Origin of the sequence: Chitinolyticbacter meiyuanensis (genome assembly GCF_008033135.1) — a bacterium.
In the GTDB taxonomy this organism is placed as follows: Bacteria; Pseudomonadota; Gammaproteobacteria; order Burkholderiales; family Chitinibacteraceae; genus Chitinolyticbacter; species Chitinolyticbacter meiyuanensis.
The window spans coordinates 908182-930470 of record NZ_CP041335.1; the positions used below are offsets into that span (position 1 = coordinate 908182).

A 22289-nucleotide genomic window follows, 5' to 3' on the forward strand; every position below is an offset into this window, starting at 1 on the left:
CAGTGGCTGTGGCGTATGGGCGCCGGGCTGCTGTGCCTGCTGTGGATCACGACGGCTTCGGCCGCGCAGACGCTCGACGTGCTGCATTGGTGGACCTCGCTCAGCGAGCGTCAGGCCGCCAATACGCTCGCGGGTGCGCTGCAGGACGAAGGCATCGTCTGGCGTGACGCCGCCATCCCCGGCGGCGCCGGCATCGGTGCCTTCAAGGTGCTGAAGAGCCGCGTGCTGTCCGGCCGAGCGCCGGATGTGGCGCAGCTGATCGGCCCTACGCTCGACGACTGGGGCGAGCTTGGCCTGCTGCTGGAGCTCGACGATGTGGCGATGGATGAGGGCTGGTCGGCGGCCTTCTTCCCCACCATTGCCGCGCTGGTGCGGGTGCAAGGGCATACGGTGGCAGTGCCGGTGGGCCTGCACCGGATCAACACCCTGTATTACCAGCCCAAGCTGTTTGTCGAGCAAGGCCTGCGCCCGCCGCGCAACTGGGCCGAGTTCGAGCGGGTGGCTGCGCGGCTGCAGCGCGCCGGCATCACGCCGCTGGCCCAGAGCAGCGAGCCGTGGCAGGTGGCGACGTTGTTCGAAACCCTGCTGCTGGCGGAGACCGGTGCCGCCTATTACAAGCAGCTGCTGCAACTGCGCCGCCCGGACGACTGGTTCGATCCACGGGTATTCCGTGCTTTGGAGCGCCTGCGCAGCCTCAAGCGCTGGATGGCGCAACCGGTGCCGCAGCGTGGCTGGGAGGAAGTGGCGCGCAGCTTTGCCCGCGGCGATGCCGCGATGTGGATCATGGGCGATTGGGCGCGGGGGGAACTCTTGAGCCTGGGGCTTGATGTCGACCGCGAGTTCGCTTGCATCGCGGTGCCCGGCACCGGCGGTGCGCATCTTTACAGCGTCGACACCTTTGCCATGATGGCGGGCGGCTACGGCAAGCAGCGCGAGCAGGAAACGATGGCGCGCAGCTTGGCGAGCGTGCCGCTGCAACTGGCTTACAATCGCATCAAAGGCTCGGTGCCGGTGCGGCGCGACATCGACCCGGCCGCGCTCGACAGCTGCGGCCGCGATTCCTGGCAGACGTTCAGCCGTGGCGCAGCGGTACAGGCGCCGAGCATCGTCCACCGCATGGCGACCGATGAAGCGATGAAGGATGCCATCATCGCCCAGATCTACCGTTACTTTACCGATGACCAAGTGGCGGCGACCGAAGTACAACGCCGGCTCGCCACCATCATGCGCGCCCTGCAGAACGATACAGGCGTGCGGAGAACGCCGCGATGAACCGCAAGATCCTGATCGTCGACGACGACCAGAAGACCCGCACCCTGCTCAAGGCCTATCTGGAAAAGAACCAGTTCGAGGTGCGCCTGGCGCAGGACGGCGCCAGCTTCATGCAGGAGTTCGAGCGCTATCGCGACGAGCTCTCGCTGATCATCCTCGACGTGATGCTGCCCGATACCGATGGCTTCCAGCTCTGCGCCTACATCCGCAAGCGCTCACAGCTCCCCATCATCATGCTGACCGCGAGCGCGGACGACACCGACAAGATCGTCGGCTTGGAGATGGGCGCTGACGACTATCTGGGCAAGCCGTACAATCCGCGCGAACTGTTGGCGCGGATCAAGGCGATCCAGCGCCGCAGCGGCCTCGACAACGCCGCACCGCCACGCTATTTCCGCTTCGCGGGCTACGTGCTCGACGTGGTCGGGCGCACGCTGACCGACCCGGACGGCGTCGAGATCAAGCTCACCGGCCTCGATTTCCAGCTGTTGAAGTACTTCGTCGAGCATCCGGGCGAGGTGCTTGATCGCAGCATCCTCGCCGAGGAGACGCGCGGGCGTGATCTGGGCCCGCTCGATCGCTCGCTCGACGTGCAGGTCAGCCGGCTGCGCCAGCGCTTGAACGACGACGGCCGCCAAGCGCAGCTGATCAAGACCGTGCGTGGCAGCGGCTACGTGTTCTCGGCCGAAGTCGCCGCCGAACGGGGCTGATTGCCGGTGCGCTGGTTGCCGCGTTCGCTGTGGGGACGGCTCACGCTGGTGATGCTGGCGGGCGTGCTCGTCACCCAGCTGATCGCCAACCTGATCTGGGCACAGCAGATCCGCGCCCAGGCCGAAGGCGAGGCCACGGCAGCGGCGCAGCATCTCGGGCGCTCGGCGGCGGCGGCGGTACGTTTCTTCAAAAGCCTGCCGGTGAACTACCGCCCGCTCCTGATCGAACAGCTGCGCGAAATGGGCGGCACCCGCTTCTTCGTCAACACCAATGGTGGCGAGATCCCGGTGACGCCGATCGCGCCGACCGAGCTGTCGCAGGCGGTGCTGACGACGCTGGACGCCACGCTCAAGCGTGAATTGCCGCGCCTCGTCGACTACCGCATCGCCTTCGCCTCACCGCAGGACCTGCAGGTGGGCGACAACGGCGTGCTGCTGTCGGATCTGCCGGACGACTGGGTGCAGCACACGCTGATCGTCAAGCCGCGCCCGGCGCCGATCCTGGTGATCCAGGCCGAGCTCGCTGCCGGCGAGTGGGTGTATCTGGCCGCGCTGATGCCCGATCCCTACTTCATGGACAGCGACAACCCGCTGACCGCCGACCGGCTGGCCTTGCAGCTCGCCACGCTGGTTTCGGTACTGTTGCTGTCCTTGCTGGTGGTGCGCTGGTTGACCCAGCCACTGGCCAAGCTGGCCGATGCGGCGCAGGCCTTCGGCCAGGGCGGGCTGACCGAGGCGGTGCCCGAGGAGGGCAGTCGCGAGTTCGTCGCCACGGCGCGCGCGTTCAACGCGATGCAGGATCGCATCCAGCGCTTCATCGACGACCGGGAGCGGCTGTTCTCGTCGATCTCGCATGATCTGCGCACGCCGATCACCCGGCTCAAGCTGCGTACCGAGCTGCTGGATGACGACGAGGCACGCCAGGAATTCCACGAGGATCTCGATGAGCTCGACGTGATGGTGAAGGGCGCGCTGCAAAGCGTGAAGGACACCGACATCCATGAGAACCGTACTGCCATGCGGCTCGACAGCCTGATCGAACGGCTGGTGGCCGATGCCAAGCTGGCGGGGCAGGAGGTGGCGTTCGCCGGTGGCGCGGTTACCGTCGAGGCCAAGCCGCTCGCGCTCAAGCGCGCCATCACCAACCTGATCGACAACGCCGTCAAGTACGGCGGCCGTGCCGAAGTGTTGCTGTCCGAGGCCGGTGACACCGTCGAACTCACCATCCGCGACTATGGCCCCGGCGTGCCCGACGAGGTGCGCGATACGCTGTTCCAGCCCTATGTGCGGCTGGAACATGGCCGCCAGAGCAACAGCGGCGGCATGGGCCTGGGCCTCGGGATTGCCCGCAACATCATCCACGCCCACGGTGGCGAACTCTCCCTCGCCAATCACCCGGACGGCGGCCTCGTCGCCCGCCTGCTGCTACCCGGCCGTCACAGCTGATCCCGCTGTCTTGTTGCGTGCTTGCTGCACCGCGATGGCGCGTATTGCCGTCAAATATTAGTGCGTGTTTATATTTGATCGGCATGGCCATGCCGAAGCATTCTCGCTGTCGTGCACCGCTGAAAAAGCCTGTGAATTCTGCCGAACGGGACTAAGGTGAAAGCGGGCCTGCGGGCCCATACCAGTGCCGGTCTCCGCTTATCTCTAGATGCTGACAAATCCATGCGTATCCCCTCCCTGGTCCTCGCCCTGGTTCAACTCGTCGTCTTCCTGTTACTGGCATCCGTGTGGTGGTGGGGGCTGATCGCCGGCCTGCTGTTCGGCGGCGCATTGCTATGGCTGACACGGCCTGAACCCGCTGCTGTCGTCGAGCCGAACCGCTACGAGCCGGCGCGGCCGGAAGTACCGGTGACGGCGCCACTGGCGGACCTCGTCGAAGGCGTGTTGCCGCTGTGGCACCGCCATGTCGGCCTTGCCCGCAGCCAGACCCAGGATGCCATCGACAATCTGGCCATGCGCTTTGCCGGCATCAACCAGCGTTTGTCCGGCACCGTCGCGCTGGCTGGCGGTGGGCAGAGTGGCGAGGTGATGGACGTGATCCACGACGCCGAGGGCATGCTGGGCCGCATCGTCGACGCGCTGGAGCAGGTGCTGGCGGCACGCGAGGCGCTGCTCAAGGAGATCGAGGGCCTGGGGCAGTTCAACGACGAACTCAAGCGCATGGCGAGCGATGTGGCCGAGATTGCCGGCCAGACCAACCTGCTGGCGCTGAACGCGGCCATCGAAGCGGCCCGTGCCGGCGAGGCCGGTCGTGGTTTTGCCGTGGTGGCGGACGAGGTGCGCAAGCTTTCCAATATGTCGGGCGAGACCGGCAAGCGCATCCGCAGCAAGGTGGATTCGATCAACCAGACCATCGGTGGCGCGCTGGCCACCGCGCAACGGCTGTCGGCCGACGAGGTCTCGATGATCGGCGAATCGAAGAACGTGGTCGGCCAGGTGCTGGGCCGCTTCCAGCAGGCGGCCGAGCACCTGTCGAGCACCGTGGCCCAGCTCGAGGGTGAGAGCCGCGCGGTCGAGCAGGAGGTGCAGGACGTATTGGTCAACCTGCAGTTCCAGGACCGGGTCAGCCAGATTCTCGATCATGTGCAGCGCGACATGGACAAGCTCAATACCTTCGTCGCCGGGCGCGGCACGCTGCCGGCGCGCGAACAGTGGCTTGCCGAGCTCGAACGCACCTACACCACCATGGAGCAACGCCAGGCGCATGGCGGCCGGCAGAACGCCAACGTGGCGAGCTCGCAGGTCGATTTCTTCTGAGCCTTTTCCCGTTTTCCGGTTATTTCTCGCAAGGGTAATTCATGAGCAAGACCATTTTGATCGTCGACGATTCGTTCAGCCTGCGCCAGACCGTGGGCATCGCCCTAAAGGGCGCCGGATACGAGGTGGTCGAGGCCAGCGACGGCCGCGATGCACTCGGCAAGCTCGACGGCCGCAAGTACAACCTGATCATCTCGGACGTGAACATGCCCAACATGGACGGCCTGTCGTTCGTGAAGGCCGCCAAGCAACTGCCCAACTACAAGTTCACGCCCATCATCATGCTGACCACCGAGGGCGACGAGACCAAGAAGCAGGAAGGCAAGGCCGCCGGCGTGCGCGCCTGGGTGCTGAAGCCGTTCCAGCCGCCGGTGCTGCTCGACGCCGTCGCCAAGCTGGTCCTGCCCTGAACCCCAAGCCGGGAGCCGCCATGCCGCTGACCGCGTTAGCCGAAGGTGAAAGCGCCCAGTTCCGCCTCGATGGCGAACTCACCATCTTTCATGCCGCAGAACTCAAGGATGTGCTGCTTGCCGCACTCGGCGAGGGCGGCGGCCCGCCGCTGACCATCGATCTGTCCGGCGTCGACGAACTCGATACCGCTGGCGTGCAGCTGCTGCTGCTCGCCAAGCGCGAGGCGGCGCGGCACGGCCGGGCACTCGCCTACAGCGGCCACAGCCCGGCGGTGATCTCGGTACTGGAGCTTCTCGACCTGGCGGGCACGCTGGGCGATCCGGTGCTCATTCCCAACGCTAGCCGCTGAGGTCGATCATGGACATGGACAACGCACGCGACGCGCTGGTGCAGGAGGCGCGCGAACTCTTGGCCGCCATGGAAATGGCGCTGATGCAGATCGAGGCCGAAGGGGCCAGCAGCGAGGCGATCAACGCGATCTTCCGCGCCGCGCACACCATCAAGGGCTCGGCCGGGCTGTTTGCATTCGAGCGCATCGTCAGCTTCACCCATGTGGCCGAGAGCGTACTCGACAAGGTGCGCAACGGCAGCCTGCCGCTTGATACCAACCTGCTGTCGCTGCTGCTCGAATGTGGCGACTACATTGGCGAGCTGGTCGAAGCCATTGCCGCCCGCCGCGAAGAGGAGGAGCCGGATCCGGTCAAGCGCGGCCGGCTGGAGCTCTCGCTCAACGCCCTGCTCGGCGTAACCGCGGCGGCCCATCCCGCCGTGCATGCCATGGGTGCAGCCGCCGACACCGCGCAGATCGAAGTGGACGACGGCAGCGCCGTCAGCAGCGACAACTGGCATCTTTCGCTGCGCTTCTCGCCCGACGTGTTGCGCAACGGCATGGACCCGCTGTCCTTCCTGCGCTACCTCGGCACCATCGGCCGTATCGTCCATATCGTCACGCTGCCGGATGCATTGCCCGATGCGCGGGTGATGGACCCGGAAGCGTGTTACCTCGGCTTCGAGGTGGACTTCGCTTCGGACGCCGATCGCCAGACCATCGAGGGCGTGTTCGAGTTCGTGCGCGAGGACAGCGAGATCCGCATCCTGCCGCCGCACGGCAAGATCGCCGAATACATCGGCCTGATCCAGTCGTTGGCCGAGCCGGCCGGGCGGCTCGGTGAAATTCTGGTCAAGGGCGGCGCGCTGACGCCGTCCGAGCTCGACAACGTGCTGGCGCAGCAGGCCGCCGAGCCGGTGCCGGCCAAGCCGCTCGGCACGCTGCTGGTCGAGCAGGACAAGGTGCCGCAGGCCGTGGTGGCCGCGGCGCTCACCAAGCAGAAGCAGGGCGAGGAAAAGCGTACCCAGGAGCAGAAGTTCATCAAGGTCGAGGTCAGCAAGCTCGATGCGCTGATCGATCTTGTCGGCGAGCTGGTGATTGCCGGTGCCGCTGCCAACCTGGTGGCCCACCGTGAGAAACACGCGCGTTTCGAGGAGGCCACCCAGGGCATTTCCAGCCTGGTCGAGCAGATCCGCGATGCCGCGCTGACGCTGCGCATGGTGCCGATCGGCGAAGTGTTCCAGCGCTTCCCGCGCGTGGTGCGCGACATCTCGCGCGAGCTTGGCAAGGAAATCCAGCTGCTGGTGACTGGCGCCGACACCGAGCTCGACAAATCGATGGTCGAAAAGCTGTCCGATCCGTTGATGCACATCGTGCGCAATGCGATGGACCACGGCATCGAGAGCAAGGAAGCGCGGGTGATGGCCGGCAAGGCGGTGGAGGGCACGCTCCGGCTCAACGCCTACCACGAGTCCGGCAGCATCGTGATCGAGGTCTCCGACGATGGTCGTGGCCTGGATCGCGACCGCATCCTGGCCAAGGCCATCGAGCGCGGCCTCGTCAGCGCCGAGCAGCAGTTGTCCGATGGCGAGATCTACCGGCTGATCTTCGAGCCGGGCTTCTCCACGGCCGAGCAGGTCACCAACCTGTCCGGTCGCGGCGTCGGCATGGACGTGGTGAAGAAGAACATCGAATCGCTGCGTGGCGAGGTGGAGATCGTCAGCCGCCAGGGCCAGGGCACTACGGTGCGCATCCGCCTGCCGCTGACGCTCGCCATCATCGATGGCTTCCAGGTCATGGTCGGCGATTCGCAGTTCGTGATCCCGCTCGAGCTCGTGATCGAGTGCATCGACATCAGCAGCCACGACATGCGGCACAACATCGTCAAGCTGCGCGGCGAGCCCTTGCCCTTCGTGCGGTTGCGCGAGCTGTTCGATCTGCCCGAAGCCGAGCACGTGCGCGAGAGCCTCGTCGTTGTGCAATACGGCCAGCAGCGCGCCGGCCTTGTCGTCGACAAGCTGTTGGGCGAATTCCAGGCGGTGATCAAGCCGCTTGGCCTGCTGTTCGGCGAGGTCAAGGGCATCAGCGGCTCGACCATCCTCGGCGACGGTCGCGTGGCGCTGATCCTCGACGTGCCGCATCTCGTACAAAGAACCATGCGCGCCAATGTGGCGCAGCTGGCCCACCAACATCACATAACGGGCTGATTTTCAGGGGGAATTGATCATGGGTTGGTTCATGCGGTTGAAATTGGGCACCAAGTTGCTGGCTGCCTTCCTGGTGGTGGCCTTGCTGACGCTGCTGATCGGTGTCTGGGCGCTCGTCAATATCGAAAAGGTCGGCGCCGGTGGTGAATCGATCTACAAGACCAACCTGCTGGCGATCAGCAACATGGATCGGGCCAATCTGTTCATCCTGTTGCATAGCCGTGGCGTCGTGAGATCGATGACGCAGGTCAGCGATCCGGCGGTCTACGCGGAAACGGTGAACCGCGGCAAGAGCCATATCGAGAATTTCTATAAGTACTGGGGCATCTACGCCAAGACCGAGCCGTCCGATGTTGAGGCCAAGTTGCGCGCTGACCTTGATCGGCTCCTGCCCGAGTACCTGCAGCTGTCCGACAAGGTCGATGGCCTGGTGAAGCAGGGGCTGAACGACGAGGCGGTACAACTGGTCAACGGCGATCTGCGCAAGAAGCTGGGCGAGCTCGACGACGTGTTCGAGGGCATTGCCGTAGACAACGAGAAGCAGGCCGATGCCGCCAACGCCGCCAATGCGGCACAGATCGACACGGTACGCACCACCACCATTGCCATCATCGTTGCCTCCTTCCTGCTGTCGGTGGTGCTGGGCGTCCTGCTGGCGCGCATCGTCACCCGCCAGGTCGGTGGCGAGCCGGATGAAGCGGTGCGCATCCTGCAGCAGGTGGCCGATGGCGACCTGACGGTGAATGTGCATCTGCGCCAGGGTGATCAGACCAGCATGCTCTACAGCATGCAGCAGATGATCGCCAAGCTCACCGATGTGCTCGGCGATGTGCGCGGCGCCGCCGGCTCGATCGCCTCAGCGTCGGAAGAGGTGTCCGCGTCGGCGCAGGCGCTGTCGCAGAATGCGTCTGAGCAGGCGGCCAACGTCGAGGAGACCAGCGCCTCGGTCGAGGAGATCTCGGCCACGGTGGCGCAGAACGCCGAGAACGCCCGCGTGACCGACGGCATGGCGACGCAGAGTGCGCAGCACGCGGTGGAAGGGGGAGAGGCGGTGAAGCAGACGGTTTCGGCGATGCGGCAGATCGCCGGCAAGATCGGCATCATCGACGACATCGCCTACCAGACCAACCTGCTGGCACTGAACGCCGCGATCGAAGCCGCGCGGGCCGGCGAGCACGGCAAGGGCTTCGCCGTGGTGGCGGCCGAGGTGCGCAAGCTGGCCGAGCGCAGCCAGGTGGCGGCGCAGGAGATCGGTGAAGTGGCCGCCAACAGCGTGACGCTGGCCGAACGCGCCGGCACGCTGCTCGACCAGATGGTGCCGTCCATCCGCAAGACCGCCGATCTGGTGCAGGAGATCACCGCCGCCAGCCGCGAGCAGACCACCGGTCTCGACCAGATCAACACGGCCGTGAGCCAGCTGGCGCAGACCACGCAGATGAACGCATCAGCCTCGGAGGAACTGAGCTCCACGGCCGAGGAAATGAGCGCGCAGGCGATCCAGCTGCAGGAGCTGATCCAGTTCTTCCGTATCGGCAGTGCGCCGGTGGCGCGTGCTGCTACCACGCGCCGTACGGCGTCGGTTGGCGCCGTGTCGCGCCGCATGCGCAGCGACGACGAGGGCGTGGACGAATCGTCGTTCACCCGTTTTTGAGGGAGGTGACATGGCCAACTATCCGACCACCGCAGGCGGCACCGCACTGGCAGAGCGTGGCATTCCGCGGCAGTACCTCACGTTCACGCTGGCGGGCGAGCTGTTTGCCATGCCGATCGAACGCATCCGCGAAATCATCGAATTCGCCGGCCTTACCGAGATCCCGCTGATGCCCACGTTCCTGCGCGGCGTGATCAATGTGCGCGGCGCCGTGGTGCCGGTGATCGATCTGGCGGTGCGCTTTGGTCGTGAGCGGACCGAGATCGCACGCCGCACCTGCATCGTGATCATGGAGCTCGAGCAGGAAGGCCAGGTGTTGTTGCTGGGCGTGCTGGTCGATGCGGTGAACGAGGTGCTGGATGTGGAGCCCGGCCAGATCGAACCGCGGCCATCGTTCGGTGCGAAGATCCGCGCGGAGTTCATCGAGGGGATGATCAATCTCAACGATCGCTTCGTGATCGCGCTCGATATCCATCAGGTGCTGTCCGTCGACGAGCTTGCCACGCTGATTGGCGTGGCCGCCGGCGAGCCGGAAACGCTGGAATAGGAGGAGGTCGTGGTCGTGATGCAGGCGCCCCCTCTGGTCAGCGACGAGGAGCTCAAGCTCTTCCAGGGCCTGTTCAAGCAGCATATCGGCCTGCACCTGTCGCGGGAGAAGAAGGCGCTGCTGGCGAGTCGGCTCGCCAAGCGCATTGCCGAGCTCGGGCTCGACAGCTTTCGCGACTATCACCGGCTGATCGCCAGCGAACACGCCGAGGCGCAGGCCGAGCGCCAGCGCGCGATCGATCTCATCACCACCAACGAGACCTACTTCTTCCGCGAGAAGAAGCACTTCGATTTCCTGCGCGGCCAGATCCTGCCGCGGCACCCGCGTGACAAGGCCTTCGCGGTGTGGAGCGCGGCGAGTTCCAGCGGCGAGGAGGCGTACAGCATCGCCATGCAGCTCGACGATGTGCTGGGCGAGGCGCCGTGGAGCGTGTTCGGCTCGGACATCAGCCAGCGCATCCTCGCCAAGGCGCGACGCGGGCTCTATCCGATGGTGCGCTGCGAGCAGGTACCGCCCGAATATCTGAAGCGCTACTGCCTGCGTGGCCAGGGCGAATACGCCGGGCAACTGCTGGTCAGTCGCAGCGTGCGTGAACGGGTGAGTTTTTCCCAGCTCAACCTGATGGCGCTGCCGCAGCGACTGGGGCCGTTCGACGTGGTGTTCTTGCGCAATGTGATCATCTATTTCGACCTGCCGACCAAGATCGAGGTGGTGAAGGCCGTGACCCGCCATTTGCGGCCTGGCGGGCATCTGTTCGTCGGGCATTCGGAATCGCTGCACGGCATGCCGTTGCAGCTCGAGACCGTCGCGCCGTCGATTTACCGGAAGCCACCATGAGCCGCCGCGTGTTCCTCAATCCGGGCGAGCTGTATTTCGGCAGCGGCGATGTCGTTGTCGAAACGCTGCTGGGCTCCTGCGTTGCCATCGTGCTGCGCCATCGCGAGCGCGCGGTCGGCGGCGTCTGCCACTTCCTGTTGCCTGAGCGCATCGTGGCGCCCAAGGGAGTGGCCTCCCTCGATGGGCGCTATGGCGAGGATGCATTCCGCCTGCTGCTCGCGCAGCTGCGCCGCGCCGGCCACGGCCCGGAGGATTTCGAGGCCAAGCTGTTTGGCGGTGCGCGGGTGTTCGATACGCCCACCGTCACCGAGAGCGTGGGCGAGGGCAATGCCCGCTTCGCGCGCCAGTTGCTGAAGCAGTCGGGCATGAAGCTGGGTGGCAGCGATCTGGGCGGCAGCGGGTATCGCTACCTGCGGGTGGATGTGGGTCGCGGCGAGGTCTGGGTGCGCTACGGCGGCGCGATGCCGACATCGGAAAAAACCAAGACGGGAGTGAGCGGATGATCAAGGTGATGATCGTCGACGACTCGTCGGTCGTGCGGCAGGTGATGCAGGACGTGCTGGCCAAGCATCGGGACATCGAGGTGATCGCCACCGCGTCCGACCCGATCTTCGCTATGCAGAAGATGAAGGCCAACTGGCCCGACGTGATCGTGCTCGACATCGAGATGCCGCGTATGGATGGCATCACCTTCATGAAGCAGCTGATGACCATCCGCCCGACGCCGGTGGTGATCTGTTCCACGCTGACCGAGCGCGGTGCCGACGTGACCATGCAGGCGCTGGCTGCTGGCGCGCTCGGCATCATCACCAAGCCCACCATCGGGCTGAAGGATTTCCTGCAGGATGCCTCGGCGGATCTGGTCTCGGCGATCCGTGCGGCATCGCAGGCCAAGGTATCGCGGCTGCGGCTCAATCCCGGCGTGACTGGCGGCAGCGCCATGCCGCTGCCTGCGCCAGCGGCTGGCCTCGGCGCGCCGCGACGCGAACCTCCGCCCTCGCACGAACGCATGGGTGGCACCAAGCTCACCGCGGATGCCATGCTGGATGCGCCTTCAGCCAACCAGCACCTGCCCACCACTGACAAGCTGGTGGCGCTGGGCACCTCCACTGGCGGCACGCAGGCGCTGGAAGTGGTGCTGACCGCGCTACCCGCCACCAGCCCCGGCATCGTGGTGGTGCAGCACATGCCGGAGAAGTTCACCCAGAGCTTTGCCGCGCGGCTCAACAGCCTGTCCAAGGTCGAGGTACGCGAGGCCAAGCACGGTGACCGCGTTGCCGCCGGCATTGCGCTGATCGCACCAGGCGGCAAGCACATGATGGTGAAACGCAGCGGGGCGCAATATTACGTGGAGGTGGCGGATGGTCCGCTGGTGAGCCGTCATCGCCCATCGGTGGACGTGCTGTTCCGCTCGGTGGCCAAGGCCGCTGGCCGCAACGCCATCGGCATCATCATGACCGGCATGGGTGACGACGGCGCACGCGGGCTGAAAGAGCTGCACGACACCGGTGCCACCACCTACGCGCAGGACGAGGCGACCTGCGTGGTATTCGGCATGCCCAAGGAAGCCATCCAGTTGGGCGGCGTCAGCGAGGTGCTGCCGCTGGAACGCATTTCATCCGTTATCGAGCGCCTCGCGCGCTGAGTACCCTTTTCATGCAACTGGAAAACCAGCCCCTGTCCCTGCAGCTCGACGCCATTCTGGTGGTCGACGACAGCACCGTGCAGCGGGCGCATACGGTGGGGCTATGCCGCGAGCTGGGTGTTGGCGTCATCTACGAGGCCGGCAACGGCGTCGAGGCGCTGGAAATGCTGGTGCAGCTGCCGATCCCGCCCAACGTGCTGGTGATTGATCTGGAGATGCCGGGCATGGACGGCGTCGAGCTGATCCAGCAGCTGGCGCAGCGCAGCGTGCATGTGCCGCTGATCGTGGCCTCCAGTCGCGAAAGCGCGCTGATCAGCTCGGTGGAGACCATGGTGCAGGCGCTTGGCATGCAAGTGCTGGCCGCGCTGCAAAAGCCGCTGAACCTGCCGCAGCTTGCCGCGGCGCTGCAGCGCTACGGCCGCTCGCAGGCGGCGCGCCCCAGCCGCAAGGAAGCCACCTTCGGCGTGGAGGAGCTACGCACCGCGCTGGAGGCCAACGGCATCGTGCCGTACTACCAGCCCAAGGTGGACGTGCGCACCGGCGTGATCAAGGGGGTGGAGGCGCTGGCGCGCTGGCCACAGGCTGATGGCAGCATGATCCCGCCGGACCGCTTCATCCCGATGGCCGAGCAGCATGGTCTGATCCATGCGCTGACGATGCAGATCGCTGAACAGGCCTGTGGCCAGATCGCCCGCTGGAACAAGCATGGCTTGCGGCTCTCGGTGGCGATCAATCTGTCGCCCATCCTGCTCGATTCGACCAACTTCGTCGGCGAGGCTGCCGAGCTGTTGGAGCACCATGCACTCGGCGCAGACCAGGTGGTGTGGGAGATCACCGAAAGCTCGGTGGTCGCCAATCTTGGCGCGGCGCTGGGCATCCTGGCGCGATTGCGGCTCAAGGGCTTTGGCCTGTCGATCGATGATTACGGCACTGGTTTCTCGTCGATGCAGCAACTGGCACGCATCCCGTTCACCGAGCTCAAGATCGACCGCTCCTTCGTCAATGGCGCGGCCGAGCGGCATCACTTGCGGGTGATCCTGCAATCGGCCTTGGACATGGCCAATCGCCTCAGCCTGATCACCGTCGCGGAAGGCGTGGAAACGGTGGAGGACTGGAAGCTGCTGCAGGATTTTGGCTGCACGCTGGGCCAGGGCTACCTGATCGCCAAGCCGATGCCGGGTGACGAGCTGCCGATCTGGCTGCGCAAGCACACCCAGCACCTGCGCGCACTGCGCGAAGGGCGACTGCACGACAAATCCGACGGCCTGTCCTGAGCCTGCTGCGCGGGTGACCGACACAAAAACGCCCCGCATGCTGCGGGGCGTTTGTCCATCAATGCCTTCAGTTCAGCTGCAGCGTCACGTCGCCCTTGCTGTTGTCGGCACTGATCCGGTAGCGCCCCGGGGCCAGCGTCTGCACCGGCAGCGTGGCGCCAGCCTGGACGGCTTTGGCGGTCGTCACCGGCTTGTCGCTGGTGAATTCCAGCGTCAGCACGGTGGCGTAGCGCTGGCAATCGGCGTTCTGCGGGAAGCGCAGCGTATCGCCGTTCACCACCGACGGACCGCAGGCTTCGCGGGCAAAGCGATAGCGGATCACGTCGGACGGCGGTGCCATCCACAGCTCACCGGCATCGACCTTGGACTTCACGTAGTCGAGGTGGGCGGTGTAGCGGGCCAGCGGGATGGTCTCCCAGGAGCCGTCCTCGACGCCGTGCGCGGTGCGTAGCGCCCAGCCGCCCTGGGCGATGGCGGCATCGACGTGCAGGTTGAGGATTTCGCTGCCCTGCGGATAGAGCGACCAGATGCCCGATTGGGTGAACAGGTCCCACTTGATCGCGTACGGGTCGGCGAAGTTGGCCGCGTTCACGCCAGCGGCGGTGCCGTACTGGATGTTGCCGTTCTCGTCGACGCGGTTGGCGGCGCGGCCACCGAGGTAGCCGGGCTGTGACTTCAGGTAGGCCAGCGGCGCATCGGGCGTGATATCGGACGGCCAGGCGAAGAAGCTCGGCGTATAGCCGTCGAGGTGGGCGGCGATGTCGGCGGCGGAGCCGGCGATCTCGGCCTCGTTGTTCCAGGCAGTGGTATTGCTGTTCACATGGTTGCGGCTGTGGCTGAAGATTTCGTGGCCGGCGGCGACGAAGGATTTGGCCGCTTGCCAGTGGTAGGGCGCGCAGGTGGCGCTGATGATGCCGAAGGCCGCGCGCAGCCCGCGCTTGTCGAGCTCGGGTGCGGCGTGGTGGATCTGGCCATCCGTGATGTAGGCGCACAGGTCATCGTGCACCAGGCTGTAGGCGCCCTTGGCACCACCAGCCCAAGTGGTGGGAGCGACCGCTGTCGCCTGGGGCGGGTTGCACAGGTCGCCGACGCTGCTGGTGCAGCTGCCGAGCGTTTTCCACAGCGACACGGCTGCCACCGGGTTCCAGCCTGCACCTTGCCAGGCAGTGTGCGCCTGCAGTGTCTGATAGCGCTGACCCTGGTATTGCACCACGTTGCCCACGGCGTAGCTCACGCCTTCCTGCCACTGCGGCAAGGCTGCCGCGCCGGCGACACCGGTCGCCAGTGCGGTCAGCACGCCCAATACACCCATCTTGTTCATTCGTCTTCTCCATCCTGTTGTGATCTATGCCGTCATGCTGCGGCAGCGCTGACTATGGCAACGGCATCGTCACAAAGTAAGGGCTGATCACCGGTTACTTCACGAATGGCGAAGGTGAGATTGGCAAGTGATTGATAGGAAAGAAGAAAGGTGTTCTGGAAGACCCACCGTAATTCACGAATTGCAGGCCGGCTGCAATGCAAACCAGTGCGGAAATCGCTGCTTCAGCCCGGCAAGATAAGGCCGGGCGATCGGAATGCGGTGCGGGCCGACCTGCAACTCCATACCACCACCGCGTGCCCGCTGCGCGCCGTCAACGGCGTCGGGTCGCACCAGGTAGGAGCGGTGCACCTGCAGCAGCAATCCCTCGTCGAAGTAGAGCCGCAGTGCCCGCAACCGCAGGGTGATATGCACCGGGCAGGTCAGGTCGGTGGCGTGGATGCCGCTGTAGCCGCGATCCGCGCGGATGAACAGCAGCTTCTCCTTGCGGCAGGCCACCTCGTAGAGCTCCGCGAGCAGTTGCGGCTGGCGGGCCAGCGTCTGCAGCTGGCTGCGGATCAGCACCACTTGGCTCGCCAGGCTGCGGAAGTAGATTTCCTCGGTCTCGGTCAGCGGGGCCTTGAATTGCACCGCGACGTGGTAGTCGGCCAGCGTGGCGTGGCGCACCAGCGCCTCCTGCCGGGTGGCCGACAGCGTCAGCACATCGTCGTCACTGCCGATGGCGACCGTCTCTTCGGGCTCCATCAGCTCGGCGGCGGCCACGCGATCGTCGTCGGACAGGTAGCGCAGCAGCGCTTCCAGCATGCGCTCCAGGCTGCGCTCGCCAGCGAGCTCGGTGGAGAGCTTCTGCAGTTGCAGCAGGTCGTCGCTGGCGGTACGGCGCCCGGCCACACTGCTGGACAGTGGCAACAGCTGGCGGCACAGCACCATGCTGTCGTCGGCCAGCCGGGCAAGCTGGCGCTGTGCCGGTGGCGGCAACACCGCGCGTGCGCGTAGCCGCTGTGCCATATGGGCTGCCATCCGCAGCTCGTCGGGCAGGGTGATCAACGTGCCGACCAGCACCTCCGCAGTCTGCTGCTCCTGGCGCAGTACCAGGCGCCGGCGCCGGCTGGCATGCCAGAACAGGCCGGCTGCCAGCGCGGCGAGGCCAACGAAGGCAAGCACCAGCCAGATCAACCCGTTGCCGGCCCAGCCGCGTAGCGCGAACCAGGCCGAGCGCCAGGGATGCTGGTGGCGGAACACTTGGCCAGTCAGCCCGTCGAGGCCGGGCAGGTCGCTGCTTACCTCCCATAGCGCGATGCCGCCAAGGCCCTGCTCGTCGGCCCACGCCAGTTTCCCGGCGAGTGAGCGCTCGCTTTCATACGACAGCAGCAATCCATCCTGTGCCCGATACAGCGTGTTGGCCTGTGCCAGTTCGTCCCAGTGCTCGACGAAGGCGGGGTCGGCGCGCATGTCGAGCACTTCGCGATAGGTGAAGATACCCGAGGGACCCGTCTTCTCGTTGTCCCAGGTGCCCCAAGGGGAGCCCTTGTGCAGCTGGCCGAGGCCATGGTTGCCTGCCGGCGCGCCCTGCCAGCTGCTGGCCTGCGCCGGCAGCATCAGCACCAGCTTGTCGGCAGGCACCCCGAGCTTGCGCAGGCCGGCAATGCCGGCCGAGATCGAGGGCTGGCCGGTGGGGGCATGGAGGGGGGACTTGTGGCCGGTCTCGCCGCTCCAGCTGCCGCGGAAATCGGTGGCGATCAGCGAGATGAAATCGGCTTCGCGGCTGAGCGCGGCCCAATCGCCGGGGGGGCGGGCCTCCGGTTGCGGGCTGGCGGTCAGCGCCAGCTCGCAGGCCTGGTGCCGTGCCTGGCAGGCAGCGCGCAGCTCGCGCAGCAGCCGCTGGAAGTTGACGAAATCGTCCGGCCGCTTGCCGGCATCCGGATGGCCGCCGACCACGGGAAAGCGCCAGTCGAGCTCGAAACCGTCGAAGCCGTGGCGGCGCGCCAGCGTCAGCGCGCTATCGATGAAGCGCTGGCGTTTGGCTGCATCGGCTGCCACATCCGAGAAATGCAGCGACCAGTTCCAGCCGCCGATCGACAGCAGCACCTTCAGTTGCGGGTTGCGCTGCTTCACCAGCGGGATCAGGCCGTAGTTGCCACGGTAGAGCTGCTTGTCAGCGCCGATGCGGATGCGTACCTGGTCGGCGAAGAAGTCGCCGGGCAGCAGCGTGCCGTCGGGCTGCAGCTTGCCGAAGGCGTAGACCAGGTGGGTAAGCGCTTCGACCGGCGCATCGCTGAGTGCGGCACCGTGGCTGTAGCTGGCCCAGAATGGGAAATAGGCGATCAGCCGCTGCGGCGCGGCGAAGGCGGCAGGGCAAAGCAGGCAAACGAGGAGCAGCAGCCGGTACACCGTCACCATCCCTGAGTCGCAATTGGGTGGCGTCCGATTGTAGTGGCCGTCCCGCCACTACGGCGTTGCGGGCGGCGTGCGCGGCCTAGTCGGTGTGACGGATGGTCGGCAGACGCACCGCCATGGCCAGCACCAGCACTGCCATGGTCAGACCGAACACCGGCATGATCCAGGCGATGCCGACGTGCAGCGACAGCAGCAGGGTCACCAGCGCATAGGAGATTGGCGACAGGCCCATCGAGGCCATGGTGTTGAGGCTCATCACCCGGCCGATCTTGTCCCGATCGGTGTAGTGCTGGATCAGCGACATCATCGGCACGTTGTTGGCCGCCACGCCGAGCCCCAGCAGGAACTGCAGGCATACCGCCACCGGCGTCCAGTGGGTGTGGCCGAGCAGGCCCAGTACCACACCTTCCGCTGCGATCACCAGCACGATCATCAACAGCCGCTTCTTCATCGGCGGGTATACGGTGAGCAGCGTGCCACCGGTGACCATGCCAGCAGCGAACGCGCTTTGCAGGAAGGACAGCGTGCTGGCCTCGCCGGCGAGGTTGTCGGTGACCACAATGGGAATGCCCAAACCCAGCGGCCCCATGAACAGCAGGTTGGCGATGGCGTAGATGATCATCAGCGAGCGCAGCACCGGGCTCGCCAGCGCGTATTTCACGCCTTCCTTCAGCTCCGCCATCATGCGGCTCTCGCCGCGCCGACGTACCACCTCCGGCTCCTTGAGGAAGGCGACGCAGCCGGCGCCGATCGCCAACATTACGCCGGTGAGCGAGAACACCGCTTCGTACGACAGCAGCGCCAGCAGGATGCCGCCCAGCACCGGGCCGAACACCAGGCCGATCTGGTTGGTGGTCAGCATGATGGAATTGGCGCGGGTCAGGTCGCTGTCGCGCACGATGCCGGGCATCACCGCGTCGCGCGCCGGCCAGAAGAAGGCGTCGAGCGCCCCATAGAGGAAGGCGAAGGCCGTGAGCACCCAGATATTGAGGTCGCCCAGCGCCAGCAGCGCCACCAACGCAAACAGCAGCAGCACGCGCACGCTCATCGATACGGCGATGATGCGGCCACGCTTCATGCGATCGGCGATCACGCCGCCGACCGCCATCAGTGCGATGCGTGGCACCGAGCCTGCGATCATCACGAAGCCAAGGTCCTCCTTCACGCCCAGCGTCTTCACCACGTACCAGGTCTCGGCCAGCATGGCGATGGCGAGCGCGAGGTTGCCGATGATGCTGGCAAGCCAGATCAGGAAGAAATTGCGGTTGCGCAGCAGCGGCGCGGCCTGTGGCGAGGCGGGGCCGGCAAGGGGCATGGAGGCGGAGGAATCGTGCATGCCAGCATGTTAAGCGGGTGCTCGCGGCGCTGCGAGACGCACCCGGCGCTAGCGCAATTTGGGCAAAGGTAGCATTGCCACCGCGCAGGCGTGCTCCATGCTGCGGTAACATCGCGGCACAAGCCGCGCATGAACGTGGCACTACCAAACAACAGGATGGAGCCTATGAAACGAATCACGATCACCGCCGCGTTGCTCGCTTGCGCCAGCGGCGCGATGGCCAGCGAATCGCTGATCGAAGCTGCCGTGGCCAAGCGCGACTACACGCTGGCCTTCGCCACCGCCAAGGCCGACCTCGCCGACGGCAGCGCCACCGAATACACCCGCATGGTGATGGCGCAGCTTTACCTGCAGGGCCTCGGTACCGATCGCAATCCGCGCGCGGCCGAGCAGGTGCTGCGGCCGGTGGCCGAGCGCGGCGTGGCCGAGGCGCAGTTCCTGCTTGCCGGCGCATTGATGGGCCTGTCGGCCGAGCAATTGAAGGACCAGGACAGCCAGCTCGACCGCGCCAAGCTGGCGGCCCAGGCGGCCAAGCCCGCCAAGGATCGCCCGCTGGAGCGTGAAGCGGCCGAATGGAACTACAAGGCGGCGCAGCAGGGGCTCGACCGTGCGGTGCATATCGTCGTCACCGAGCTGGGCAATTTGGTGTCGGGTGTACCCAGCGCCGAGCGTGCCGCCTGGTTCGAGCAAGGCAGCAAGCCCGAATGGGCGGCCGCGGTGAGGCTGGGCGAAAGCGTCGCCTCGCTGCGCCAGCGGCGCGAGGCGCTGCAGCACCCGGATATCGAGGCCGAGATACAGCGCCAGCAGCTTGCCGCCGATTGCCCGGACGAGAACGCCAAGATCGTCGCCACCCGGCTCGACGGCCCGGTGGAAGGCGCCGATTACCTGGTGCTGCAAGCGGACAAGCCAGTGAACTACACGCTGCTGGCCGGTCATTGGCGCGAGGTGTGGACCTTCGGCGCCTGTGGCAAGCAGTTCCCGGTGACCGTGGCCTTCCAGGCAGACGGGCTCGGCGGTGCGAAGGCCAGCCTGGCAAAGCCAATCGCCAAACAGTGACGGGGCAACTGGTTTTGCAGCGCAACGCAAACTGGTTTCAGTACTTTCCCCAACGCTGAAAGCCCCGATTCGTAGTGGATTTCGGTGGGACTACATTGGTGTTGCGATGCAACATGAAGGAGTCCTGCCATGCCCCTCGTCAGTCTGCGCCAGGTGCTCGATCACGCCGCCGAAAACGGCTATGGCGTGCCGGCATTCAACGTCAACAACCTCGAACAGGTCCACGCCATCCTGCAGGCGGCCGATGTCACCGACAGCCCGGTCATCCTGCAGGCCAGCGCCGGTGCGCGAAAGTACGCCGGTGAAGCGTTCATCAAGCATTTGATCCAGGCCGCGGTGGAAAGCTATCCACAGCTGGCCATCGTGATGCATCAGGACCACGGCACCAGCCCCGCGGTCTGCGCCAGCGCCATCGAGCTCGGCTTCACCAGCGTGATGATGGATGGCTCGCTGAAAAGCGATGGCAAGACGCCGGCAGATATCGACTACAACGTGGCCGTTACCCGCGAGGTGGTTCAGCTGGCGCATGAGCGTGGTGTGTCGGTCGAGGGGGAACTCGGTTGCCTCGGTAGCCTGGAAACCGGTCATGGCGAAGCGGAAGACGGCGTCGGCGCTGATCGGGGATTGAGCCGCGATGAATTGCTCACCGATCCCGACGAAGCGCGGCGTTTCGTCGAGGCCACTGGTGTCGACGCGCTGGCCATTGCCATCGGCACCAGCCACGGCGCCTACAAGTTCACCCGCCCACCCAGTGGCGAAGTGCTGGCGATCGACCGGGTCCGCGAGATCCACGAGGCCATTCCGCATACCCACCTGGTGCTGCACGGCAGTTCCAGCGTGCCGCAAGGTCTGCTCGACGAAGTGCGGCGCTTTGGTGGCGATCTCAAGCCGACCTGGGGCGTACCGGTAGAGGATATCCAGCGGGCGATCCGCTATGGCGTACGCAAGATCAATATCGATACCGATCTGCGGCTGGCCATGACCGGGGCGATCCGCCGCCATTTCGCCGAACAGCCGGCCGATTTCGATCCACGGCAGTACCTGAAGGACGGCATCGCCGCGATGCGGGCCGTCTGCGTGGGGCGATTTGAAGCGTTTGGCGCGGCGGGGCAGGGCAGCCGCATCTGGCCTGAGCCGCTGTGGCGAGTGGCGCGGCGCTACCGCCGGGGCGAACGGGCAGTGGCCTGAGACGGCGGGCAAGTCGCAGCAAAACAAAACCCGCGCAAGGCGCGGGTTTTCAGCGAAGAGCCCACCCGGCACCGCAATCAGGGGGCGGGGTACGGTGCCGGGTTATTGCGGGCTCGTGCGCTTGCAGTGTCTGGGCGAGACAGGGTGGGCGCGCCGGACACTGCAGGCTAGGCCGGATTACTCGGCCTTCTGTTGCTCAGCCTTCGGCGTGCTGGCTTCATCGGCCTTCGGAGCATCAGCGGCGTGGGCGGCGCCGATGGTGAAGGCGGAGAGGGCGGCAACAGCGGCGAATTTGGCGATCAGGTTGCGGATTTGCATTGTGTAAAGCTCCGTGTTTGCAGATGTGCGTGGCACCGAACCGGGCCACGGCAAGGGTATTAACAACTTCCGTGCCAGCTTATTGAAAGTGACCATTAATCAATGGCTTGATGCCAAAACCGCGCTTTTGGCGCGCGAGCGGTGCCAGCCGCGGACTTCAATTTGTCGCCGCATGGCGACAGGTTGTGCCGACTTTCTGGCAACTGACTGAAATTGCTCAGGTTTTGTTGTCGTGATCTGCCGACGAGCGGTTGGGCACCACTGCGGCGCAAAAAAGCCGCCCAAGTGGGCGGCCAACGAGGGTGGATGCACACGGGCCTGAATCAGGCGAACAGTGTGTCGAGCAAGCTGCTGGTGCTGTCGTCGCTGCTGCCGTAGCGGGTACCAAGCTGGGCGATCAGTTTCTGGATCAGCGCCTCGGCATCGGCTTGCTGGGTTGGTGGCGCGGGGGCCTGCTCGTCGGCCTGGGCGACTTCGTCGCTACTCAGTACGCCGTCGCCATCGGCATCGAGGGCATTGAAAAAAGCTTCGGACTGGGTGCTGTCCGCATCCTTGGGGCCACCGGCCTGGAATTCGCTCAAGCTGATGGCACCATCGTCATCCTCGTCGAGCCCCGACAGCATTTCGGACAGGCTGGGCGGCTGGCTGCGGAACTGCAGCGCGGCCTGCTGGAACTGGCTTTCCATCTGCTTGATGGCTGCGTCGTTTTCATCGCTGTCGATCACGCCGTCGCCGTTGGCGTCGAGCTGCTCGAACAGCGCCGCCCTCTGCTCGGTGGACACGTCGTCCGGCTTGCCGACCGAGAATTCGTCCAGCGTGAGGCCGCCATCCGCGTCGGCATCCAGCGCCTTGAAGCGATCCTGCGGCGAAGGTCGGGTCATGCCGCTGTATGCAGCGGTACTCCAGCTGCTGCTCGATGAGATGCCACTGATCATGATGATCTGCTCCGGGCTGGGCCTGTCCATGGCGTCGGGCCGACAGGCGAGTGGGCGCACGAGGCGCTACGGTGCTCATTGCAGCACGCGGTG

21 protein-coding genes are annotated in these 22289 nt (G+C 65.7%); 16 read left to right on the top strand and 5 right to left on the bottom strand.

The genetic code is table 11. The annotated features are described in order from the left end of the window. Positions 1 to 15 precede the first annotated feature (15 nt). From FLM21_RS04300 to FLM21_RS04360, 13 genes are all read left to right on the top strand, one after another. Complete coding sequence (locus FLM21_RS04300) at positions 16 to 1272, top strand: ABC transporter substrate-binding protein (protein ID WP_148714387.1); 1257 nt, start codon at positions 16 to 18, stop codon at positions 1270 to 1272. Next, on the top strand, positions 1269 to 1982 hold the full coding sequence (locus FLM21_RS04305; RefSeq protein WP_148714388.1) for a response regulator: 714 nt from the start codon (positions 1269 to 1271) through the stop codon (positions 1980 to 1982). The genes FLM21_RS04300 and FLM21_RS04305 overlap by 4 nt, the downstream gene beginning before the upstream one ends. A 6-nt stretch (positions 1983 to 1988) precedes the next feature. Further along, complete coding sequence (locus FLM21_RS04310; protein WP_246120821.1) at positions 1989 to 3428, top strand: ATP-binding protein; 1440 nt, start codon at positions 1989 to 1991, stop codon at positions 3426 to 3428. Positions 3429 to 3650: 222 nt separating this feature from the next. After that, on the top strand, positions 3651 to 4745 hold the full coding sequence (locus FLM21_RS20750) for a methyl-accepting chemotaxis protein (protein WP_187360087.1): 1095 nt from the start codon (positions 3651 to 3653) through the stop codon (positions 4743 to 4745). Positions 4746 to 4786: 41 nt separating this feature from the next. Beyond that, positions 4787 to 5155: a response regulator gene (locus FLM21_RS04320; RefSeq protein ID WP_148714389.1), complete on the top strand. Its 369-nt coding sequence runs from the start codon at positions 4787 to 4789 to the stop codon at positions 5153 to 5155. A 20-nt stretch (positions 5156 to 5175) separates the two neighbouring features. Beyond that, positions 5176 to 5505 carry an STAS domain-containing protein gene (locus FLM21_RS04325; protein WP_148714390.1) on the top strand — a complete coding sequence of 110 codons (330 nt, stop codon included), beginning with the start codon at positions 5176 to 5178 and terminating at the stop codon, positions 5503 to 5505. A gap of 8 nt (positions 5506 to 5513) precedes the next feature. Continuing rightward, positions 5514 to 7691 carry a chemotaxis protein CheA gene (locus tag FLM21_RS04330; RefSeq protein WP_148714391.1) on the top strand — a complete coding sequence of 726 codons (2178 nt, stop codon included), beginning with the start codon at positions 5514 to 5516 and terminating at the stop codon, positions 7689 to 7691. Positions 7692 to 7722: 31 nt separating this feature from the next. Then, the gene (locus tag FLM21_RS04335) at positions 7723 to 9342 is read left to right on the top strand and encodes a methyl-accepting chemotaxis protein (RefSeq protein WP_246120822.1); all 1620 of its coding nucleotides are present in this window, start codon (positions 7723 to 7725) and stop codon (positions 9340 to 9342) included. Positions 9343 to 9352: 10 nt separating this feature from the next. Then, on the top strand, positions 9353 to 9889 hold the full coding sequence (locus tag FLM21_RS04340; RefSeq protein ID WP_148714393.1) for a chemotaxis protein CheW: 537 nt from the start codon (positions 9353 to 9355) through the stop codon (positions 9887 to 9889). Between the two features lie 18 nt (positions 9890 to 9907). Then, positions 9908 to 10726, top strand: coding sequence for a CheR family methyltransferase (locus FLM21_RS04345; protein WP_148717444.1), 819 nt, complete (start codon positions 9908 to 9910; stop codon positions 10724 to 10726). Next, a complete protein-coding gene (locus FLM21_RS04350) occupies positions 10723 to 11229 on the top strand; it encodes a chemotaxis protein CheD (RefSeq protein ID WP_148714394.1) in 507 nt (168 codons plus the stop codon). Before FLM21_RS04345 ends, FLM21_RS04350 begins: the two co-directional genes overlap by 4 nt. Beyond that, positions 11226 to 12371: a protein-glutamate methylesterase/protein-glutamine glutaminase gene (locus FLM21_RS04355; protein ID WP_148714395.1), complete on the top strand. Its 1146-nt coding sequence runs from the start codon at positions 11226 to 11228 to the stop codon at positions 12369 to 12371. The genes FLM21_RS04350 and FLM21_RS04355 overlap by 4 nt, the downstream gene beginning before the upstream one ends. 11 nt (positions 12372 to 12382) lie before the next feature. Next, complete coding sequence (locus tag FLM21_RS04360) at positions 12383 to 13645, top strand: EAL domain-containing response regulator (protein ID WP_148714396.1); 1263 nt, start codon at positions 12383 to 12385, stop codon at positions 13643 to 13645. A gap of 67 nt (positions 13646 to 13712) precedes the next feature. On the opposite strand, the gene FLM21_RS04365 is transcribed toward FLM21_RS04360, so the two are convergent. The 3 genes from FLM21_RS04365 to FLM21_RS04375 form a co-directional block, all read right to left on the bottom strand. Next, a complete protein-coding gene (locus FLM21_RS04365) occupies positions 13713 to 14966 on the bottom strand; it encodes a carbohydrate-binding protein (protein WP_148714397.1) in 1254 nt (417 codons plus the stop codon). Between the two features lie 174 nt (positions 14967 to 15140). Next, positions 15141 to 17366: a glycosyl hydrolase family 18 protein gene (locus FLM21_RS04370; RefSeq protein WP_148714398.1), complete on the bottom strand. Its 2226-nt coding sequence runs from the start codon at positions 17364 to 17366 to the stop codon at positions 15141 to 15143. 76 nt (positions 17367 to 17442) lie between these two features. Further along, positions 17443 to 18678, bottom strand: coding sequence for an MFS transporter (locus FLM21_RS04375; protein WP_187360088.1), 1236 nt, complete (start codon positions 18676 to 18678; stop codon positions 17443 to 17445). Positions 18679 to 18864: 186 nt separating this feature from the next. Between FLM21_RS04375 and FLM21_RS04380 the strand changes: the two genes are divergently transcribed. Both FLM21_RS04380 and fba read left to right on the top strand, forming a co-directional pair. After that, positions 18865 to 19755 carry an SEL1-like repeat protein gene (locus tag FLM21_RS04380; protein WP_148714400.1) on the top strand — a complete coding sequence of 297 codons (891 nt, stop codon included), beginning with the start codon at positions 18865 to 18867 and terminating at the stop codon, positions 19753 to 19755. Positions 19756 to 19884: 129 nt separating this feature from the next. After that, positions 19885 to 20943: a class II fructose-bisphosphate aldolase gene (fba, locus tag FLM21_RS04385; protein WP_148714401.1), complete on the top strand. Its 1059-nt coding sequence runs from the start codon at positions 19885 to 19887 to the stop codon at positions 20941 to 20943. Positions 20944 to 21120: 177 nt separating this feature from the next. On the opposite strand, the gene FLM21_RS20755 is transcribed toward fba, so the two are convergent. Beyond that, on the bottom strand, positions 21121 to 21261 hold the full coding sequence (locus tag FLM21_RS20755) for a hypothetical protein (protein ID WP_187360089.1): 141 nt from the start codon (positions 21259 to 21261) through the stop codon (positions 21121 to 21123). A gap of 13 nt (positions 21262 to 21274) precedes the next feature. Here FLM21_RS20755 and FLM21_RS20760 point away from each other — a divergent pair, with 13 nt between their 5' ends. Beyond that, positions 21275 to 21472 carry a hypothetical protein gene (locus FLM21_RS20760; RefSeq protein WP_187360090.1) on the top strand — a complete coding sequence of 66 codons (198 nt, stop codon included), beginning with the start codon at positions 21275 to 21277 and terminating at the stop codon, positions 21470 to 21472. 112 nt (positions 21473 to 21584) lie between these two features. Here the strand turns inward: FLM21_RS20760 and xopAW are convergent, their stop codons facing one another. Then, complete coding sequence (gene xopAW, locus FLM21_RS04390; protein WP_187360091.1) at positions 21585 to 22196, bottom strand: XopAW family type III secretion system calcium-binding effector; 612 nt, start codon at positions 22194 to 22196, stop codon at positions 21585 to 21587. Positions 22197 to 22289: the final 93 nt, after the last annotated feature.

Bases quoted from the DNA above. Each gene is read 5' to 3' on its own strand.
- FLM21_RS04300 (WP_148714387.1), top strand. From the start codon at position 16: ATGGGCGCCGGGCTGCTGTGCCTGCTGTGGATCACGACGGCTTCGGCC.
- FLM21_RS04305 (WP_148714388.1), top strand. From the start codon at position 1,269: ATGAACCGCAAGATCCTGATCGTCGACGACGACCAGAAGACCCGCACC.
- FLM21_RS20750 (WP_187360087.1), top strand. From the start codon at position 3,651: ATGCGTATCCCCTCCCTGGTCCTCGCCCTGGTTCAACTCGTCGTCTTC.
- FLM21_RS04320 (WP_148714389.1), top strand. From the start codon at position 4,787: ATGAGCAAGACCATTTTGATCGTCGACGATTCGTTCAGCCTGCGCCAG.
- FLM21_RS04325 (WP_148714390.1), top strand. From the start codon at position 5,176: ATGCCGCTGACCGCGTTAGCCGAAGGTGAAAGCGCCCAGTTCCGCCTC.
- FLM21_RS04330 (WP_148714391.1), top strand. From the start codon at position 5,514: ATGGACATGGACAACGCACGCGACGCGCTGGTGCAGGAGGCGCGCGAA.
- FLM21_RS04335 (WP_246120822.1), top strand. From the start codon at position 7,723: ATGCGGTTGAAATTGGGCACCAAGTTGCTGGCTGCCTTCCTGGTGGTG.
- FLM21_RS04340 (WP_148714393.1), top strand. From the start codon at position 9,353: ATGGCCAACTATCCGACCACCGCAGGCGGCACCGCACTGGCAGAGCGT.
- FLM21_RS04345 (WP_148717444.1), top strand. From the start codon at position 9,908: ATGCAGGCGCCCCCTCTGGTCAGCGACGAGGAGCTCAAGCTCTTCCAG.
- FLM21_RS04350 (WP_148714394.1), top strand. From the start codon at position 10,723: ATGAGCCGCCGCGTGTTCCTCAATCCGGGCGAGCTGTATTTCGGCAGC.
- FLM21_RS04355 (WP_148714395.1), top strand. From the start codon at position 11,226: ATGATCAAGGTGATGATCGTCGACGACTCGTCGGTCGTGCGGCAGGTG.
- FLM21_RS04360 (WP_148714396.1), top strand. From the start codon at position 12,383: ATGCAACTGGAAAACCAGCCCCTGTCCCTGCAGCTCGACGCCATTCTG.
- FLM21_RS04365 (WP_148714397.1), bottom strand. From the start codon at position 14,966: ATGAACAAGATGGGTGTATTGGGCGTGCTGACCGCACTGGCGACCGGT.
- FLM21_RS04370 (WP_148714398.1), bottom strand. From the start codon at position 17,366: ATGGTGACGGTGTACCGGCTGCTGCTCCTCGTTTGCCTGCTTTGCCCT.
- FLM21_RS04375 (WP_187360088.1), bottom strand. From the start codon at position 18,678: ATGCCCCTTGCCGGCCCCGCCTCGCCACAGGCCGCGCCGCTGCTGCGC.
- FLM21_RS04380 (WP_148714400.1), top strand. From the start codon at position 18,865: ATGAAACGAATCACGATCACCGCCGCGTTGCTCGCTTGCGCCAGCGGC.
- fba (WP_148714401.1), top strand. From the start codon at position 19,885: ATGCCCCTCGTCAGTCTGCGCCAGGTGCTCGATCACGCCGCCGAAAAC.
- FLM21_RS20755 (WP_187360089.1), bottom strand. From the start codon at position 21,261: ATGCAAATCCGCAACCTGATCGCCAAATTCGCCGCTGTTGCCGCCCTC.
- xopAW (WP_187360091.1), bottom strand. From the start codon at position 22,196: ATGATCAGTGGCATCTCATCGAGCAGCAGCTGGAGTACCGCTGCATAC.